This window comes from Segatella oulorum F0390 (assembly GCF_000224615.1).
Taxonomy (GTDB): Bacteria; Bacteroidota; Bacteroidia; order Bacteroidales; family Bacteroidaceae; genus Prevotella; species Prevotella oulorum.
The window spans coordinates 230,012-246,281 of the sequence record NZ_JH114215.1; the positions used below are offsets into that span (position 1 = coordinate 230,012).

The following is a 16,270-nucleotide window of genomic DNA, read 5'->3' on the forward strand; positions in this document are numbered from 1 at the left end:
TTTTTTTTGTACGCTTGACCCTCGGGCGCAGAAAAAAATCCATTATTTTTGGACGTGCAACCCTGCGGCGCAGAAAAAATCCATTATTTTTGGACTTGCAACCCTGCGGCGCAGAAAAAATCCATTATTTTTGGACGTGCAACCCTCGGGCGCAGAAAAAATCCATTTTTTTTTGACGCGCAACCCTGCGGCGCAGAAAAAATCCATTATTTTTTGGACGCTTGACCCTGCGGCGCAGAAAAAATCCATTATTTTTGGACGCTTGACCCTGCGGCGCAGAAAAAATCCGTTTTTTTTTGACGCTTGACCCTCGGGTGCAGAAAAAATCCATTGTTTTTTGACGCGTGACCCTCCGGCGCAGAAAAAACTCATTTTTTTTTGACGCGCGACCCTCGGGGGTAAAAATTCTATTGCAAATTCTTACCAACTACCCTCGGGGGTAAAAATCCCATTGCAAATTCTTACCAACTACCCTCCGTTGGTAAAAATCCCATTGCAAATTCTTACCAACTACCCTCCGTTGGTAAAAATCCTATTGCGAATTCTTACCAACTACCCTCCGTTGGTAAAAATTCCATTGCAAATTCTTACCAACTACCCTCCGTTGGTAAAAATCCTATTGCAAATTCTTACCAACTGCCCTCCGTTGGTAAAAATCCCATTGTAAATTCTTACCAACTGCTCTCGGACGTAAAAAAAAACACTGTCGTGGGGCTGGCGACAGTGTTTTGGGGAGGATGTGCGGGCTATTTAAACGTGCGTTTGCCCTGTTGCGGCTTGGGACGTACGATGATTTCGCGTTGCCGTGCCGTGGACAGCACCTTTTTGGCCACGGCCGCCACGTCTTGTGGCGTGAGCGTGCGGAAGATGGGTGCCACCTTGGCACTTTCTTCGGGCGTCAGCTCTTCGCCCGTTTCGGCATAAATGTTGAGCAGTCCCATCCACAGCGACGGATTGTCTGTGCTCGGGTTCTGCGGTGCTTCTTCGTCGACCGCCAAGGGAATCATGGCCGCTTTAAACGCATCGGCCGAGAATTTTTGTGCTTGCATCTCGTCGAGGGTTTGACGAACGAAGGCCGTCACGCGGGCAATGTGCTCACTTGCCGTCGAGAGGTGTATGCTGAAGTCTTCGTGGGCTGTGGGCTGCACGTTGTAGTTGGCTTGCACGCCGATGGTGTAGGTGAGCTGCTCTTGTTCGCGCAACACGTCGAAGCAACGGCGTTCCACCATGCTGCGCAGCACCTCGAGGGCACTCTGCTCGCGTTCGGTGAGCTTCATGTCGTTGCGCCACGAGAGTTCGATTTCGGCCATATCGTCTTCGATGTCGGCTTCAAAAGTGTGCTTGATGCTTGGTGCTTTCGAAGCGAAATCAAGATTGTGCATCGTTGGCTTTGCCGTTTGCGATTGGCCAGGCAGCGCGGCAAGATAGCGGCAGACCAATTCGCGCGCCTGCGTCTCGGGCAAATTGCCCACAAGGCAGAAGGTGAAGCGTGCCGCATTGCCGAAATGTGCCTCGAACTGTGCTTGGAGCTTGTCCTGCTGCATCGCTTGGAAGAAGGCCTCGTTTTGCTGCGGATTGAGCGGGCTGACGGGGTAGAGCAGCTGCCGAATGGAGTCTTGCACGGCTTCCATGCCCGTAGTTGCCTTGTTGGCTTGCAAATAGCGGTTGCGCTGCAGATATTTGTCGAACACCGTGGGGCTGAAGTTTTGCCGCGTGAGCACTAAATAGGCGAAAGCGAAGAAGTTGTCGGCTTGTTGCGCGGGTGCGTTTCCGCCCAGTCCGTCGGTGTAGTCTTCGAGCGAGAGCGTGAGGTTTAAATCCTTGCCTTGCAGCCAGCTTGCCAACTGGTTGCGGTTGTAACGATAGAGCCCCGACTGCATGAGTAGGGCGCGCATGGCCGTGTAGTTGGGCAAATCGTTGGGCGCCACCATGGCTTTTCCGCCCTCGGCCGATCCGGCAAAAAGAAATTGCTGTTGGGCATTGGGCAGATATTTGTAGATGACCTTTGCGCCGTTGCTCAGCGTCCACATTTTGGCTTGCAAGGTTTTGAGCGGCTTTTCGGCTACGATTTTCCCCGGTGTGATGTTGAAATCGATGAGCTTTTGGATGGGCTTTTCGGGTGCAAAAGCAATGTCTGTTGGTTGGGGATGATGGAGCGCTGCGAGGAACGTCTGCTCGTTGAGATGCAGCTCTCCGGGGCGTTTCTCGTAGGTGACGAAAGCCAGATTGTCGTTGCTCAGCAGGCCGTGCAACCAGTTGTTGAGGTCTTCGGGCTCAAGCTCCACTAACGTTTCGATGTTGCGATTGATTTGCGTGCGGAAGTCTTGAATGGGCAATCCCCATAGGAAGTTTTGTTTCAGCAGCATCAGCACGTTGTCGGGTGTGCCCAGTCCTTTAGCCTCCAGCACGTCTTTCATGCCATTGTAGAGGTTGTTTTTCTCGGTTTCAAATTCCTCTTTCGTAAACCCTTTTTCGGCTAAGTCGTGGCGTATGGCGAGCATTTGCTGCAACGTTTGCTGCGCCTTTCCCTGATAGGGCACAGCATCCCATGCCATTTGATAATAGTTGCGCACCAAAGGCGACAGGCTTACTTCGGCGGCAATAAATGCTTCTTTCTCGGCATTTTTGAGCATTGCAAACCGTTTGGGGGCTAAGGTGTTGAAGAATTTGGCGAAGAGAAACTGTCGGGTGCGCGCTTCTTCGGGTGCATCATCCCTCACCTCGTAGCGCTGATAAAGGCCAAATGAGGCACTTTTATTTTCCTTGTCGACGAATGGCAGATAGAGTGGCGTCGCGTTGTTGGCAATGCTCCGCACATCGGATGCAACGGCTGGCGCCTGTTGGTTGGGCAGCGATTTGAAGGTGGCGATAATGGCTTGTTCGGTTTTGTCGATGTCCACGTCGCCAATAATCGCGATAAACTGCATGTTGGGGCGATACCATTTGTCGTAGAACGCTTTCACCTCTTTGCCTTTAAAGGTCTCAAGAATGGCTTGCGTGCCAATGACATTGCGCTGTGCATAACGTGAGTGGTTGTAAACGACGGGTGCGATAGCATCGGTTATCCGGCGATCGATACCCGCACGGTGGCGCCACTCTTCGAGAATGATGCCGCGCTCTTTCTCAACATCTTTGGGCAGAATCTTGATACCGTGGCACCAGTCGCGTAGCACGAATAACATCTGTTGATTGAGTTTTTCGTCGGTTGTGGGCACGTTGTGCACGGCATAACGCGTATCGTCAATGCCCGTAAAGGCTTCGAACTCGTTGAGATGATTGCTGCGCAAAAAATTCATAATGCCGTTGGGAAAGTGATCGGTGGTGTTGAAAGCCAAATGCTCGAGCACGTGAGCCAATCCTATTTCGGCATCGTTCTCCAAAATAGCGCCTACGTTTTGGTACAAATAATATTGTGCTTCCTTCGTGTCGCTTCCGTCGTTATAAATATAATAGGTCAGTCCGTTGGGCAACTTTCCCTTCCGCAATCCTTTGATGGTGGTTTGCGCTGTGAGGGTTGTGAGCACCAACAGGCAGAAGCATGTGAGCGCAAAAAGTCTTTTTAAAGCAGGTTGTGACATACGCATGTTGTCTGTTGTGTTATTTTTCGAGCAGTTCAAGTGTGGCAAGTTTTTGCTTAATGGCACCTTGCAGCATCGCTTGTGGCATCTCCATGTTTTCTAATCTCAGCGTCTCTGCAAACCCTTGGTTATAGTATTGGCGTGCCTTGTCGTAGTTTTTCAACTCACGATAAGAGTCGCCAATCATCACCATATAGTTCACACGATCCATGATGGCATCGTCTTGTGCCAGCGCTTTCTCTACCCATTGAATAGCCACTTCGTGATCTTTGGGCTTGAGAACCTTTCCTGCTGCGGCATAAAGATTTTGTGCAGCTTTTCCATAATCGGCTGCTTGAAGGTTGCTGCCCATCTTTTCGAAATAGGTTTGCATGGCTTTGATGTAGCCATCGACATCTTTATCTTTATAAAGATTGAACAAGGCGTCATTGTAGAGCTTGGCCTTCTCATAGGGATTGATAGTGGTAAGGCCGATAACATCATAGGCTTTGCCATATTTTGTTTTCACATTTTCCACATACTCCTTATACTTTGCGTTGCCTTCCTTGGCCAAATCTTCGGCAAAAGCGTCGTTGGCCTCTACAATATAATAAGCAGGTGCTTTGCCCACCGCTTTCATCCATTCGTCTAAATGGTCGTTCATCAGATCGACAATATATTGCTTGTGCACTTTGTCGTCGCTACCCTCTAAACTCAAAATAATGCGATAGTCATTCTCGTTGATGAGCTGATTGGGGGCTTTTGCTGCGATATAGTTGCGATAGAGCTTCTGCAAGCGTGTCACCCATTTGTCGGCTTCCATGCCTTCTTGTGCCTGCAAAAAAGCTGGTGCTTTGAGCAATAAGGTTTGTTGCACGCTTAAATCATTATTGTTGGCCTTGTATTGATTGTAGAGTTGTTCAAAGCTGACACTTTCTCCGGCCGCAATCTTTGCCGCTTCCAACAACTCGTTCTGATCCATTGCACCCATATTTACTGACAGCGCTTTGCCGTCTGGGGCGATGAAGGCGAGGGTAGGATAGGCTTCAACCTTGTAGCTTTTGGCAATATCCACATTTTCTTTCTTTTCGGCGTCAATCTGAATGTTGATAAAGTGCTCATTGAAATATTGCCCAACTTCGGGGAGGGTGAACACCGTCTTGGCCATTTTGCGGCAGGGCACACACCAAACGGCATAGAAGTCGACAAAGAGTGGCTTGTTTGCTGTTTTCGCTTGTGCTAAGGCTTCTGCAAAGGTTCCTTGAAAGAACTTAATACCTTCTGAAGTATTTGCTGCGTTATTCTGTTGCGATTGCGCATGAATTGTGAGGCAAAAGATAGCCATTAGCGCAGTAAAGAGATAGCATTTTGTTTTCATCTTCGTGTACTTTTAAATGTTGATTTTATGATAAGGGCAATTCATCGTCTGTAACAACCACTTTAAACACGTTCTCTAAGAGTGCCTCGTGGTCGTCATTAAAGATGCGGAATGTTAAGTAATAGTGTCCGTTGGGTAATTGTTTTGTCGCTTCTTGTGTTACAACAACCATTCCTCCAGCCACAGAAATCAGCTGCTCATGATAGAGTTTCATAAATAATTGAGCGGCTGTGGCATTGTCGGCTTTCACATGCGCCAGTTCATAATTAATGGGGTGCGTGCCTGCTACGCCTTGAATGCGTGTTGAGACAAAGGGAATTTTCTCGATGTATTGCTCACTGGTGGGATCAACATTGTGAAAGGCGTTGATGGAGTCGGGGGAAAACGAGGCTCCAGTTGTGCGCAGATAGCCCACCTTCATGTGGCTGCACGCTGTGCAACATAATGTAAATAGCAGTGCCATGCCTGCCATGTAGAGCATGTTGGTTTTCTTTTTCATTGTCGTTAAAAATCATTTAAATTGAAGTTATAATCTAAAGCGTGTACCACACCGGTTTGCGTTTCGATGTTGCATGAGCCGACATGTGACGTTCGTGTAGTGGTGGGCGATACCAAATAAATTTGTACAGGCCCTGTTCCCGGAACATTATTATAGGGTTCCTGGAAGCTATAAATCCAAAGTTTCCGCCCCGAAGCCATCGTAAACATTTCACCTCCTTTACCGATAGGTGTAGACGTATCGGTCGATTGTGTGCCACGCTTAAAATCGCCCAACATCATGTGTTTAAGAAGCACACCATTTAAAATAAATGTTTTGCAATCGTTGACGGGAATATCAGAAACCTTTTCCAAACCATTCTTCTTTAGATAGCGTCTAATGGTGTGGTTGGTAGGACCAAAGAACGTAAAATCTTTGCCATAAGGGCTGTTGCCTTGAAAGAGTGGAATGAGGTCGGCACGTTTAGCCATCACGCGGAGCGAGTCCCAGTTATACGAGTCTTCGCCGAAATAATCCCACATCGATTTCTCGTGCTTCCCATTGGCTAAGCCCGTATCTTCAAAATTATATTGGGTGCAACTTGTAGCCAACAATGTTGCTACAAAGGCTGCGAAAAGAAGTCTTATTTTTTTCATTTGATGTTGCATCTTATTTTATTCGTTATTAATTATACGCCTGCCAATAGGGTTTCTGGCGCAACCGGTTGTTAATGATATGTCCATCTTTATCTTGCCAAGCATCTTTTGGCAACGGTAAGAAGAGTGCACCATTCAGAATCTCACGATTGGTGAGCAGTTTAAACTTTCCTTGAAGCTCGTCCTTCACATAACCATTGCGAATAATATCGGCATAACGCGCGTCGTTTTCGCCAATAAACTCCTTCTCACGTTCGCGGAAAATGGCTTTCTTAAGACCTTCGGTGTCGTAGATAGAAGGGTAGGTGAGCGCACCAGCTCGTGTTCGGATGCGATTTAAATCGGCAATGGCACTGGCATCGTTGTGCAACTTCTGATAACATTCTGCCCGCAGAAGATAGATGTCGGCCAATCGCCAGTAAACATAATCGGCATCAACCGTGCGATAACTCTTTTGACCGGGAGCTATTTGATCGGGGTCCATAATGGCTACTCTGAACTTATTCATGAGGGCATAGTCTTCACCATCAACCACATGTGGCGTGCCCCAGTCGTAGAAAAAGGCTTGCAAGCGCTGGTCACTTGCATCGGGGAAAAGCTCGTCTACTGTTGTTTTGTACAGTTGATAAGTGGTGTTGGTTGGAAGATCGGCTAAAGTTTGGTCTTCTCTCACAGGCCAACTGACAAAGTTTCGTGCCACTTCATTGGGCGAAGCAACATAGGCTGACCGTGTTTTGTCAAAGAGCAAACTGAAGATAGCCTCAGGATTGGGGCTCTTTTGATTTGACAGATACGTGCAAAGCTCTTCGGGATTGCTGCATAGCTGATAATTTCCAACTTGGCCGTTAATGAGTTTTGTGGCATATTCAACCGATTTCTGATAATCGGCCTGCGCATTTCCTTGCAGGTGATAGAGTTCTGTCACGCTTCCTTTCCAAGCATAAATCTGTGCCAAAAGTGCCGCAGCGGTTCCTTTTGAAGCGGTTTGTCGATTGGTGATGAGTGCTCCGTTGATGTCCGTTAGTTTATCAAAGGTGGGCAGCATCGCAAAAGCCTTTTGTGCATGCACTACGGCAGCGTTCAGCACTTCGGTTTGCGAAGAAAGGGGATAGGGTTTAATCACCGATGAATTTTCGGTGATGATGGCTTCTCCATAGCGTTGTGCTAACAGGAAATAAGCTAAGCCTAAACCAAACTCGGCTTGTCCCATGTGATAGTTTCTGCGCTCCTCAGGCAGACCTTTTGCTCTGTCAATGTTATCAAGCAGCAAATTTGATTCGAAGATAATGTCATACAATCCTTTCCAAGAATAATCACTTGAAAGCACTGTGCGAGGATTCCATTCGCGCACTTGCGTGCCATCCAACAGTGCATCCAACTTTATGCCCGCTGTAGCAAAGACATAATTGCTGCCCACAACTGTATTGATGAAATATTGAATAGATGTGGTGGTTGCATTCACCTCTTTCTCGGTGTTGAAAGAATTGCTGTAGGTTAGTCCGTTCTCGGGTTGCAAATCGAGGTTACAAGCACAGAGGCCGAAACTAACTATTGAGAGAAGTATTATTTTTTTCATACGCCTTAAAACTTTAAATTCACGCCGAAAGTAATCTTTCGGTTCAGTGGATATTGTGTACCGTCATCTTTTCCCGTGTAGGGATTAATCACCTCTGGGTCGACTCCCGAATAATTTGTGAGCAAGAATAAGTTCTCGCCGCTGAGATAAAGGTTGACATCCTTAATGAATGTTCCCTTTAGCCATTGCTTGGGCAACTGATAACCCAGCACCAATTGTTTGAGTCTGATGAAGCTGACATTCTCAATATTGGAGTCAACATTGCCGTCGAACTGTCCAATATAATCTTTGTCGGCAAATTCTAACGATGGATTTTTGGCTTGCCTATTGGTGGGTGTCCAATAATCATGGATGTTGAAATGGTTCATCATCACGCCAAAGTCTTTTGTGAAAGTGAAGGCACTGTTTTGGTACATATTCATCACTTTGCGGCTGAGGGTGTAGCTAAACAGCACATCGAGGCTTAATCCCTTCCATTCCACGTGGCTATTGATACCACCATAGGCTGCGGGCAAGGTGCTGCCGGCATAATAAAGGTCTTTATCATCAATCACACCGTCGAAGTTTTGGTCTTTAATCTTGCGTCCGCCTACGCGCAAGGGGTTATTAACCGACTGGAAATAGAGAGGAAGCAACTTACCTGAAGCATTGCGATACATTGGAATGTCGGATGCTTGCTGCACGATACCTTCATCTTTAAAGGTATAGATGCCATAGACCGGACGCCCCAAGACTTTATCGTTCAAATCTTCGCCATTATAAGTCTTGCGCAGCATGTTGCGGTTGTGCGACAGGTTGAAGCCAACACTCCAATTTAAATCCTTGCGGCGGATGAGGTCGGCTTGCATTTCAAACTCAATACCTTCGTTGGAAATGGCCGAAGCATTGTCCCACATGCGTGAAGCTAAGAACACATTGCCCGGCAAGTAGGATTGCATCAAGAGTTTGCTGGAATACTTATAATAATAGTCTACCTTGAATTTCAAACGGTAGTCTAACAGTTGCAAATCAAGACCTAAATCATATTGGTCGCTCTCTTCCCACGTCAGCTTTTTGTTGGCCATCGTTTCGGGAATGAGACCTAAGGTGCCGTCAAACACATTGTTCTCTTCTATCACACCGAGTGCCAAATAGGGCTCTTGGAACTTCTGTCCCGACTTACCCCATGATGCACGGAGCTTGGCAAAGCTCAACCACCAATATTTTTTCATGAAGCGTTCCTCGCTGAAAGCCCAACCTAAACCCACTGAAGGAAAGGTACCCCAGCGCACGTCTTTTCCGAAAACGCTTGAACCATCCGAACGAATAGAAAGCTCGGCCAAATAGCGTTTCTTATAGTTATAGGCCACACGCCCCAACACACTCACTAAAGCTTGTTCCTGCTTGTTGGTGAGAAAGTTTTGCGCAGCCTTCACTGTGCCCGAGGCATCGTTAATCAACAAGGGCCAACCTTCACCTGCATATTTAATGGAATTCGTTGGACCACCTTTTGCCGTTCCGCTAATATTTTGCAGCAAATCATAATTATAGGTCATACCCGCCATGAGTTCTAACTTCTGTTCGTGGGGCAGGTTGAGATTATACGTGAGTATATTCTCGGTTTGAATGCCTGTCATGGCGATGTTCGAACCTTGCACCTCCGATTTCAAATCATATTTCAGATAGTCGGGCGTAAACATATAAATACGCGTGAAATAATGGTCAAGTGAAGCCGTCGAGGCAAACTTCAGCCCTTTAAGCAGCGTGTAAGTAAGGCCGCCGCTCAAGCGCACATTGTAATTCGAATTTGTTTTATCGATGTCGCGCAGCTGTTTCAATGCCTCACGTTCGGCCGTACTACCTTTTCCGGGCAAAAGGGTTGATGTGAGTTTCGGGTCGAATGTCAGTCCTTGCGCACGCCCCATGTCCGAACCGGCCTGCTGCGTGGCATACGACAAATTGATGCGTGTGAATGCGCTGAGCTTGGTCGATAAATTAAAATCAAGGTTGCTCAGCAAGCTGTATCGGCGGAAATTCGAACTAATCATGATACCCGTTTCGTCGTATATGCCTGCATTGACCATGAACCGCATGTTTTCGGTGCCGCCAGCTAATTGCACATCGCCTTTCGTCACGCGTCCCAATCGGAACGCATATTTCCACCAGTTGGTTTTATTGTTGTAAAAGCTGTTGAGCGAGTCTTGCGCGATGGCAGGCAAACGACGGTCGCCCTCAACCACTTTACCATTGCGCCACAGATAGTCGTAAGCACCATCGTAGTCGGCATCCCAGCCATAACTGTCATTGTGAGAATGCGGATAAATCAAGCGGTCGGTGAGGTAATCGTAATGCGCCGCACGCTGATGTTTGGCCAAAAGCAAGGCAATGTCACGCTCGCCTTTACCCAGAATTTGTTTAGGGGTGGCAGGCAACCACGAGAGCGATTGCGACGCACTCACATTCACTTCCGTGCGCCCGGTTTTACCTTTCTTGGTGGTAATCAAAATCACACCATTCCCTGCGCGCGAACCATAGAGCGAAGCTGAAGCTGCATCTTTCAACACTTGCACCGACTCAATGCTCGAAGGGTCTAAGCTCGACAGCGGATTGATGCCGCCCGTGAGAGTCGACGAACTGCTCGAAACCGGAATACCGTCAATCACAAACAAGGGACTGCCGTCGTTGATGCCTTGCTGATTGAGCGAACTAAAACCGCGAATGGTGATGCGCGAACCACCACCACCGGGCGAGCCCGACATGTTGGTGACATCAACGCCCGACATGCGGCCTTGCAACAGATTTTCAATGCTGGCCGTAGGCGCCTTTTGCAAATCCTCAACCTTCACCGAAGTGATGGCCCCCACCTGCTCGCGCGTGTTGCGTTTGCCATAGGCAATCACCGACACCTCGCCGATGGTATAGGCCGAAGCTGCCAGCACAATATTCATCGTCTTGCCGGCCGTGTAGTGCAAAGTTTTCGTTTCATAACCCACGCTCGACACCGTCACGTTGCCCGTCTCTTGATTGACGGCCATGGAGAATTTTCCATCGGCATCGGCTGTGGTGCCTTGCGTCGTGCCTTTGATTTGCAGCGTGGCAAACGGTACCGTCTCGCCCGTTTTGTCTTTCACCACACCTTGCAGCGTGAATTTTCCTTGCACGGCTTGTTGCATCTTATACACCTCAATGCGCTTTCCTTCCACGCGATAGGTGAACGCCGTGTTGGGCAGCAACCGTTCCACGGCACTCAACTCGTCGACATCTTCCAGCGAGATGGTGAGCAGCAGCGTGTCGTTCTTCACATCGTCGGTATAGTGGATGGCATAATCGCCCTTTTTAGCGAGAAAATCGAGGATAGCCGCCACAGGCTTATCCTTAAACGAGATGGAAAAATGTTTGCCCATCACTTGTGCCTGCGCATCGACAATAGGTGCGAGCAGCAGAGCGACAAAGCAAACAAACGCAAGGAGCAGCGAACGTCCTTGCACAATGGGTTTGGCATAATCATTCATTACGTTCTGTTTAATTTCAAATAGGAGCACTTTCGAGGTCATGTGCTGGTGTTAGCGTTGTGAGCACATCACCAAAGTGCGTTGCAAATTTAGCGATATATTTTTTATTTTGCAAGTGCATTCGTCGTTTTTTCGGGAATAAGCCATGGCCGCAACCCTCCATTTGTATCAAACCACATGTGGTGAACCATTAGCCATCGCATATTAGACGACCCCACACGTGCGGTGTGCCACCGCATCGCGGTTGTACTTTTGATAGTCCGCACATCAATCCCCGCATGGTGTGCCCTTACCCCATCGGGGTTGTACTTTCGATAGCGCAGGGTTGGCAAGTGCAACGCAGCCTACCCTGGGTTATGATGTAAGCGGGGAGGCTACCCCCTTGGGGGTTGTACTTTTTCTCATCGCACATCATTACCACACGCGGCGAACAGATGGTTTCCCACACGCAAATTGATTTTAAAAAGTACAATGCCGATGGCATAGGTTCCCCTCCACGACTTTCCCCAGGGTAGCCTCCTTTCGTCGGCAACCCTGGGCTATCAAAAGTACAAGCCCTACAGGCTTGATTTCCCCCACATCCATTTACACACGAGGATTTAACGATGGAGGCGCCCTTGTGGGGCGACACGGGCGGGCACACAGGCACCGCCCCTACCCATCTCCATCAAACCACGCGGTGTGCCATTACCCTATCACATTGTACATTCGATAGCCCACGCCAATCGCACGGTGTGCCCCTACCGCATCGCGGTTATACTTTCGAAAGCGCAGGGTTGGCAAGTGCAACGCTGCCTACCCTGGGTAACAATGCAAGCAAGGAGGCTACCCCCTTGGGGGTTGTACTCTTTCTCATCACACATCATTACCACACGCGGCGAATGATTTCCCCACACGAAAATTGATTAAAAAAAGTACAATGCCGATGGCATAGGTTCCCCTTCACGACTTTACCCAGGGTAGATTTCGCTGCGCTCAATCAACCCTGCGCTATCAAAAGTACAACACCTACGGCGTTGTTCCCTCCCTATCCATTTACACACGCGGAATAACGACATTTGCAAACATCACCCCCCAAACGAAATGCGTTGGCCATGCACAATCCATCCCCAAACGAAACCGTAGGGGCGGCGCCTGTGTGCCCGCCCGAACGTCTGCACAGCGGCGTTTCCATACCAAAAATACACGCATTGTGCGCGGGGAATTTAACGACGAATGCACCCTTGTGGGGCGATGCGGGCACACAGGCACCGCCCCCACCAAACTCCATCATATTTTTCCACGCAATCCACCCAAACACCATCAACCGCCTACGCGCAATTTTCTCAAGCAAAATGCGTAGGGGCGGTGCCTGTGTGCCCGCCCGAACGTCCGCGCAGCGGCGTTTCCATCCAAAAATATACGCATTGTGCGCGGGATTTTAACGATGGATGCGCCCTTGCAGGGCGACACGGGCGGGCACACAGGCACCGCCCCTACCAAACTCCGTTATACATCCGCGTACAATCCTCCCAAACGATATCAACTACACAAACGAAACGCGTAAACAATCCACACAACACTCGGGGGCGGAAATGCATCGCGCACTCCCGCCCCCATTACTTAAAATAAAAAAGTGTGTGTATGTTATGATTTCGGCGTCACCGCGGATAACACCATTTATTTTAAAACAAATTATGATTTTGGCGTCACCGTGGATGACGCCATTTGCTTTAAAACAAATTATTCTTTCGGTGTCCCGTGGATGACGCCATTTGTTTTAAAACAAGTTATTCTTTCGGCGTCACCGTGGCATCGCCCTGACCTTTTCCACCCGGTTTATCTTTGCCGTCGCCACCGTCACCCGGCTTTGCAGCATCATCGCCCGGCTTCTTGCCATTGGGCTTCTTCCCGCCGTCACCAGGTTTCTTCCCCTCTCCGGGTTTCTTCCCCTCTCCGGGTTTTCCACTGTCGCCGGGCTGCTTGCCGCCATCCTTTTTCTTCGCCTTGGGCAGCACCTCCTGCTTGTAGTGCTTCACCTGCTCGTTCATCTTGCTGATGAAATCGGCATAATCGGCCTCGCCCTCGACCACCGCCAAGGCATTCACCTTTTGCACCAATGCGCGATAGGCCTCGTCGGAGGCGTGTTGCGCCTGCTTCAACTGACCCACAATCTGCACCGCACGGTCGTTGGCACGTGCCCGCGTCACCTCGCGCAGCTTGTCGTTGGCCTGCTTCATGGCCTGCACCACGGGCGTCAATGCCAAGGCCGTGACGTCGGCAGCCGATTTCGTTTCCAAATCGCTGATGAGGTTGAGCAACAAGCCCGTCTCGCGGTCCAGCTGCATCTTGGGGTCGATGTTGTAATCCTTCAGCAACCGTTCCAACCGCTGAGCGGCCTTCACCTGCTCGGCATCGGGATGGCTCAGGAAAAACTTGATGGCCTTGCGCAGCGCCTTGTAGTGCTTGTCGCGCTCCGTATCGAGCGTTTTGATTTCGCCGCTCAGCAGGTTGGCTTTCGACAACGCCAGCGCATCGTCCTCGGCCTTCAGCGCCGTTTGCAGGGCCGTCAACTCGGCCGTCACCTTTGTTTTTACTTTGGCATCGGCCGTGGCGAGCCCCACCGTGTCGGTGATGAACAAAAAATGGGCGCCACTTTTCATGTCCTTCAATTTAATTGCTTCAATCTGTTTCATTGTAACTTTATTTTTAAGAATAATATCATGATTTAATGGATAAAATCGAAAATCCCCCTGGGGACTAACCCGTTTCCGTTCGGGAATTGCAAATCCCCCCGGGGACTAATGCGTTTCCGTTTGGAAATTGCAAATCCCCCTGGGGACTAACCCGTTTCCGTTCGGGAATTGCAAATCCCCCCGGGGGCTAACCCGTTTCCGTTCGGGAATTGCAAATCCCCCCGGGGACTAACCCGTTTCCGTTCGGGAATTGCAAATCCCCCCGGGGACTAACCCGTTTCCGTTTGGGAATTGCAAATCCCCCTGGGGACCAACCCGTTTCCGTTCGGGAATTGCAAATCCCCCCGGGGACTAACCTGTTTCCGTTCGGGAATTACAAATCCCCCCGGGGACTAACCTGTTTCCGTTCGGGAATTACAAATCCCCCCGGGGACTAATGCGTTTCCGTTTGGGAATTGAAAATCCCCCTGGGGACTAATGCGTTTCCGTTTGGGAATTGAAAATCCCCCTGGGGACTAACCGTGTTATTGCGCTTTCCACAAGGGCAGACCATTTCTCATATTCTGTTCATTGTTAAGTCTTACGGTTGTGCGGGTAAAATCTAATGCCCATGTATAATACCACTGGAGATTATCATAAGTATTCGAGCACATGTAAGCACCATAAGTGCCTAAACCATAAAGTTTATTCCAATCATTAGGGGTAATATACCCTCCACTCTCTCCGCCATAAGTGCCTAATGGTGGCAGGAAGAAATAGTTCTTGAGTGTTGCGGGAGAGGGAACCCCCTGCACCGTCGCTTTCCCAAACCCCGGACCACCACCATTACTGCCATCAGGATGAATCAGGTCATCTTGATTTCCATGGTGCACGCCGGGATAAGTGTTTTTAAGGGCGGCCACCGTGGTGCTGTTCTCTGCGGCTATCACGCTTTGCTTTTTAATCCATACGCCGCCATGGTAAATCTTTCCACGGAACAGAAAGGCAGCTTCATCGTCCCAATGTATATCGCCCTTATCGTAATACCAAGCCAACTCCCACACATTGGGGCAGTCCTTGGCCTTGCGTGTAGCATAATAGAATTTATTGCCGTAGCCATGTGACATGGTAAAGCCCGTCACTTCGGGAGGATTGCTATTCAGCCAACGATATTGGTCGGCTGGTATAGATGTATAGCCCGACCCCACCAGAGTTATCTTATCAGACGCAGCATATAGGCCAGAAGCATAGTCTACGGGTGTTTTGCCTTCCCACATGTCGTGTTCGGCATCCCACAGATAGTATTTTGTGTTGGAATATTCGCTGAACAGATGAGCGGTGAGGGGGTAGAGGGTGTTGGCATGGTAGTCTTTGGAATCGAGATGCTTCACGATGGTTCCGGTGTTGCCAGTGTTGGTGTTCTTCACGGTGTATTCCACGGTGAGCGTGTGCACGCCCGGTGCAATCACCATGTAGGCGCCGTTGGTGGCGAGGCTCGTGGCAGCATTGCTGATGTCGAAATTGCCCGTGTTGAGGGTGATTTCGTTTGACGAGCCCGTGCCGGTGAGCCCGGTGGTGGTGAGGGTGTAGTTGCCGGCGATGTTGTTGTTGGCTGTCACTTTAATGGCCGTCATCACCCAGCCCGTTTCGGTGACGTTGGTAGTGCGCGGCAAAAAACACAGGTAGGCAGCCTTGTGGGCCAGCGAGAAGGTGTAGCCGCCATCGCTCTGCCGATCGGCCGTGGCTACGCCGCAGTCTCCGGCATCGCCCAAATGGGTGGAACTGTTGGGTGCGGCTTGCGTCTGTGTGGTTTGAATGGTCACGGCGTTATAAGCTGTGGCGTTTTTGCCGGGATAATAAACGTCGTAATGCTGTGCGTGATAGGTGCCCGTGGTGAAGAAGAAGCTCGAGTTGGCCACGCGGCTGCTGGCTTCGGTCTCGGCGTTGTTGCCATCGTTGAGCCAAATTTTGTCGCCCGGTTCCCAATAGTAGGTCATGGTGCGTGCCGTGCGATCGTAGTCGATTGAGGTGCGGCTCACGGGATTTTCGCCCATTTGAGGGCTTGACTTGCCCGTGAAGGCCGTTCCCGTCTTGGCACCACCTTTGTCCGATGGCTCGGTTACATCATTCTGCGAGCAGCCCAGCAAAGCCAAGGCAAAGGCTGCTGCATAAAATAAGTTTTGTTTCATTTTCATTTTTCTTAATTAAAAACTAATGTTACTAAAAACCGCTTCAGAAGTTAATCGCCTTCGTCTTCCTCCACGTCACCAATGCCGTGACCGCCGCCTTGATCAATGCCGTCGTCGGCTGTTTCGCCGGCAAGGTGGCCGCCGTGGAATGAAGTCTTTCCTAAGGTGTTCTCAACTTCGAGTGCAAACACTTCAATTGCAGGCGCGATGTATGCCCGCTTTACTTGCTTTTTCATTTTCTTTCAATTTTAAATGATTCATTTTACTACTATCTTTTCCTTGTTTTTTTGT

Annotated in this window: 12 protein-coding genes; 2 read left to right on the forward strand and 10 right to left on the reverse strand. The window is 49.4% G+C overall.

The genetic code is table 11. The features are described 5' to 3' along the window. A partial coding sequence (locus tag HMPREF9431_RS13115) for a hypothetical protein (RefSeq protein ID WP_004379171.1) occupies positions 1 to 307 on the forward strand: 307 nt, incomplete at its 5' end. Positions 308 to 746: 439 nt separating this feature from the next. Here HMPREF9431_RS13115 and HMPREF9431_RS00960 read toward each other — a convergent pair. Genes HMPREF9431_RS00960 through HMPREF9431_RS00985 form a run of 6 tightly spaced genes read right to left on the reverse strand, consistent with a single transcriptional unit; the run spans position 747 to position 11,028 of the window. Then, positions 747 to 3,584, reverse strand: a complete 2,838-nt coding sequence (locus HMPREF9431_RS00960) for a M16 family metallopeptidase (protein WP_004379173.1) — start codon at positions 3,582 to 3,584, stop codon at positions 747 to 749. 13 nt (positions 3,585 to 3,597) lie between these two features. After that, positions 3,598 to 4,935, reverse strand: a complete 1,338-nt coding sequence (locus HMPREF9431_RS00965; RefSeq protein ID WP_004379175.1) for a thioredoxin family protein — start codon at positions 4,933 to 4,935, stop codon at positions 3,598 to 3,600. 25 nt (positions 4,936 to 4,960) lie between these two features. Further along, the gene (locus HMPREF9431_RS00970; RefSeq protein WP_004379177.1) at positions 4,961 to 5,434 is read right to left on the reverse strand and encodes a hypothetical protein; all 474 of its coding nucleotides are present in this window, start codon (positions 5,432 to 5,434) and stop codon (positions 4,961 to 4,963) included. Positions 5,435 to 5,439: 5 nt separating this feature from the next. Continuing rightward, complete coding sequence (locus HMPREF9431_RS00975) at positions 5,440 to 6,069, reverse strand: hypothetical protein (protein ID WP_004379179.1); 630 nt, start codon at positions 6,067 to 6,069, stop codon at positions 5,440 to 5,442. A gap of 28 nt (positions 6,070 to 6,097) precedes the next feature. Further along, complete coding sequence (locus HMPREF9431_RS00980) at positions 6,098 to 7,645, reverse strand: RagB/SusD family nutrient uptake outer membrane protein (RefSeq protein ID WP_004379180.1); 1,548 nt, start codon at positions 7,643 to 7,645, stop codon at positions 6,098 to 6,100. 5 nt (positions 7,646 to 7,650) lie between these two features. Beyond that, positions 7,651 to 11,028 (reverse strand): SusC/RagA family TonB-linked outer membrane protein, encoded by a 3,378-nt coding sequence (locus HMPREF9431_RS00985; RefSeq protein WP_231287744.1) that lies wholly within the window; start codon positions 11,026 to 11,028, stop codon positions 7,651 to 7,653. Positions 11,029 to 11,741: 713 nt separating this feature from the next. Between HMPREF9431_RS00985 and HMPREF9431_RS12670 the strand changes: the two genes are divergently transcribed. Continuing rightward, a complete protein-coding gene (locus tag HMPREF9431_RS12670) occupies positions 11,742 to 12,041 on the forward strand; it encodes a hypothetical protein (protein WP_155812902.1) in 300 nt (99 codons plus the stop codon). 122 nt (positions 12,042 to 12,163) lie between these two features. Here HMPREF9431_RS12670 and HMPREF9431_RS13120 read toward each other — a convergent pair whose 3' ends face one another. The 4 genes from HMPREF9431_RS13120 to HMPREF9431_RS01005 all read right to left on the reverse strand — a co-directional run bounded on the left by HMPREF9431_RS13120 (position 12,164) and on the right by HMPREF9431_RS01005 (position 16,215). After that, entirely contained in the window at positions 12,164 to 12,469 is a 306-nt protein-coding gene (locus HMPREF9431_RS13120; protein ID WP_231287674.1) for a hypothetical protein, read from the reverse strand. 436 nt (positions 12,470 to 12,905) lie between these two features. Further along, complete coding sequence (locus tag HMPREF9431_RS00995; protein WP_004379182.1) at positions 12,906 to 13,811, reverse strand: DUF6261 family protein; 906 nt, start codon at positions 13,809 to 13,811, stop codon at positions 12,906 to 12,908. Between the two features lie 524 nt (positions 13,812 to 14,335). After that, the gene (locus HMPREF9431_RS01000) at positions 14,336 to 15,985 is read right to left on the reverse strand and encodes a hypothetical protein (protein ID WP_231287675.1); all 1,650 of its coding nucleotides are present in this window, start codon (positions 15,983 to 15,985) and stop codon (positions 14,336 to 14,338) included. Between the two features lie 44 nt (positions 15,986 to 16,029). Next, positions 16,030 to 16,215, reverse strand: a complete 186-nt coding sequence (locus HMPREF9431_RS01005) for a hypothetical protein (RefSeq protein WP_004379184.1) — start codon at positions 16,213 to 16,215, stop codon at positions 16,030 to 16,032. Positions 16,216 to 16,270 lie beyond the last annotated feature (55 nt).

Excerpts from the sequence above, each read along its gene's own strand:
- HMPREF9431_RS00980 (WP_004379180.1), bottom strand. The coding sequence starts at position 7,645 with ATGAAAAAAATAATACTTCTCTCAATAGTTAGTTTCGGCCTCTGTGCT.
- HMPREF9431_RS12670 (WP_155812902.1), top strand. The coding sequence starts at position 11,742 with ATGGAGGCGCCCTTGTGGGGCGACACGGGCGGGCACACAGGCACCGCC.
- HMPREF9431_RS00975 (WP_004379179.1), bottom strand. The coding sequence starts at position 6,069 with ATGAAAAAAATAAGACTTCTTTTCGCAGCCTTTGTAGCAACATTGTTG.
- HMPREF9431_RS00960 (WP_004379173.1), bottom strand. The coding sequence starts at position 3,584 with ATGCGTATGTCACAACCTGCTTTAAAAAGACTTTTTGCGCTCACATGC.
- HMPREF9431_RS00995 (WP_004379182.1), bottom strand. The coding sequence starts at position 13,811 with ATGAAACAGATTGAAGCAATTAAATTGAAGGACATGAAAAGTGGCGCC.
- HMPREF9431_RS00970 (WP_004379177.1), bottom strand. The coding sequence starts at position 5,434 with ATGAAAAAGAAAACCAACATGCTCTACATGGCAGGCATGGCACTGCTA.
- HMPREF9431_RS01000 (WP_231287675.1), bottom strand. The coding sequence starts at position 15,985 with ATGAAAATGAAACAAAACTTATTTTATGCAGCAGCCTTTGCCTTGGCT.
- HMPREF9431_RS01005 (WP_004379184.1), bottom strand. The coding sequence starts at position 16,215 with ATGAAAAAGCAAGTAAAGCGGGCATACATCGCGCCTGCAATTGAAGTG.
- HMPREF9431_RS00985 (WP_231287744.1), bottom strand. The coding sequence starts at position 11,028 with ATGGGCAAACATTTTTCCATCTCGTTTAAGGATAAGCCTGTGGCGGCT.
- HMPREF9431_RS00965 (WP_004379175.1), bottom strand. The coding sequence starts at position 4,935 with ATGAAAACAAAATGCTATCTCTTTACTGCGCTAATGGCTATCTTTTGC.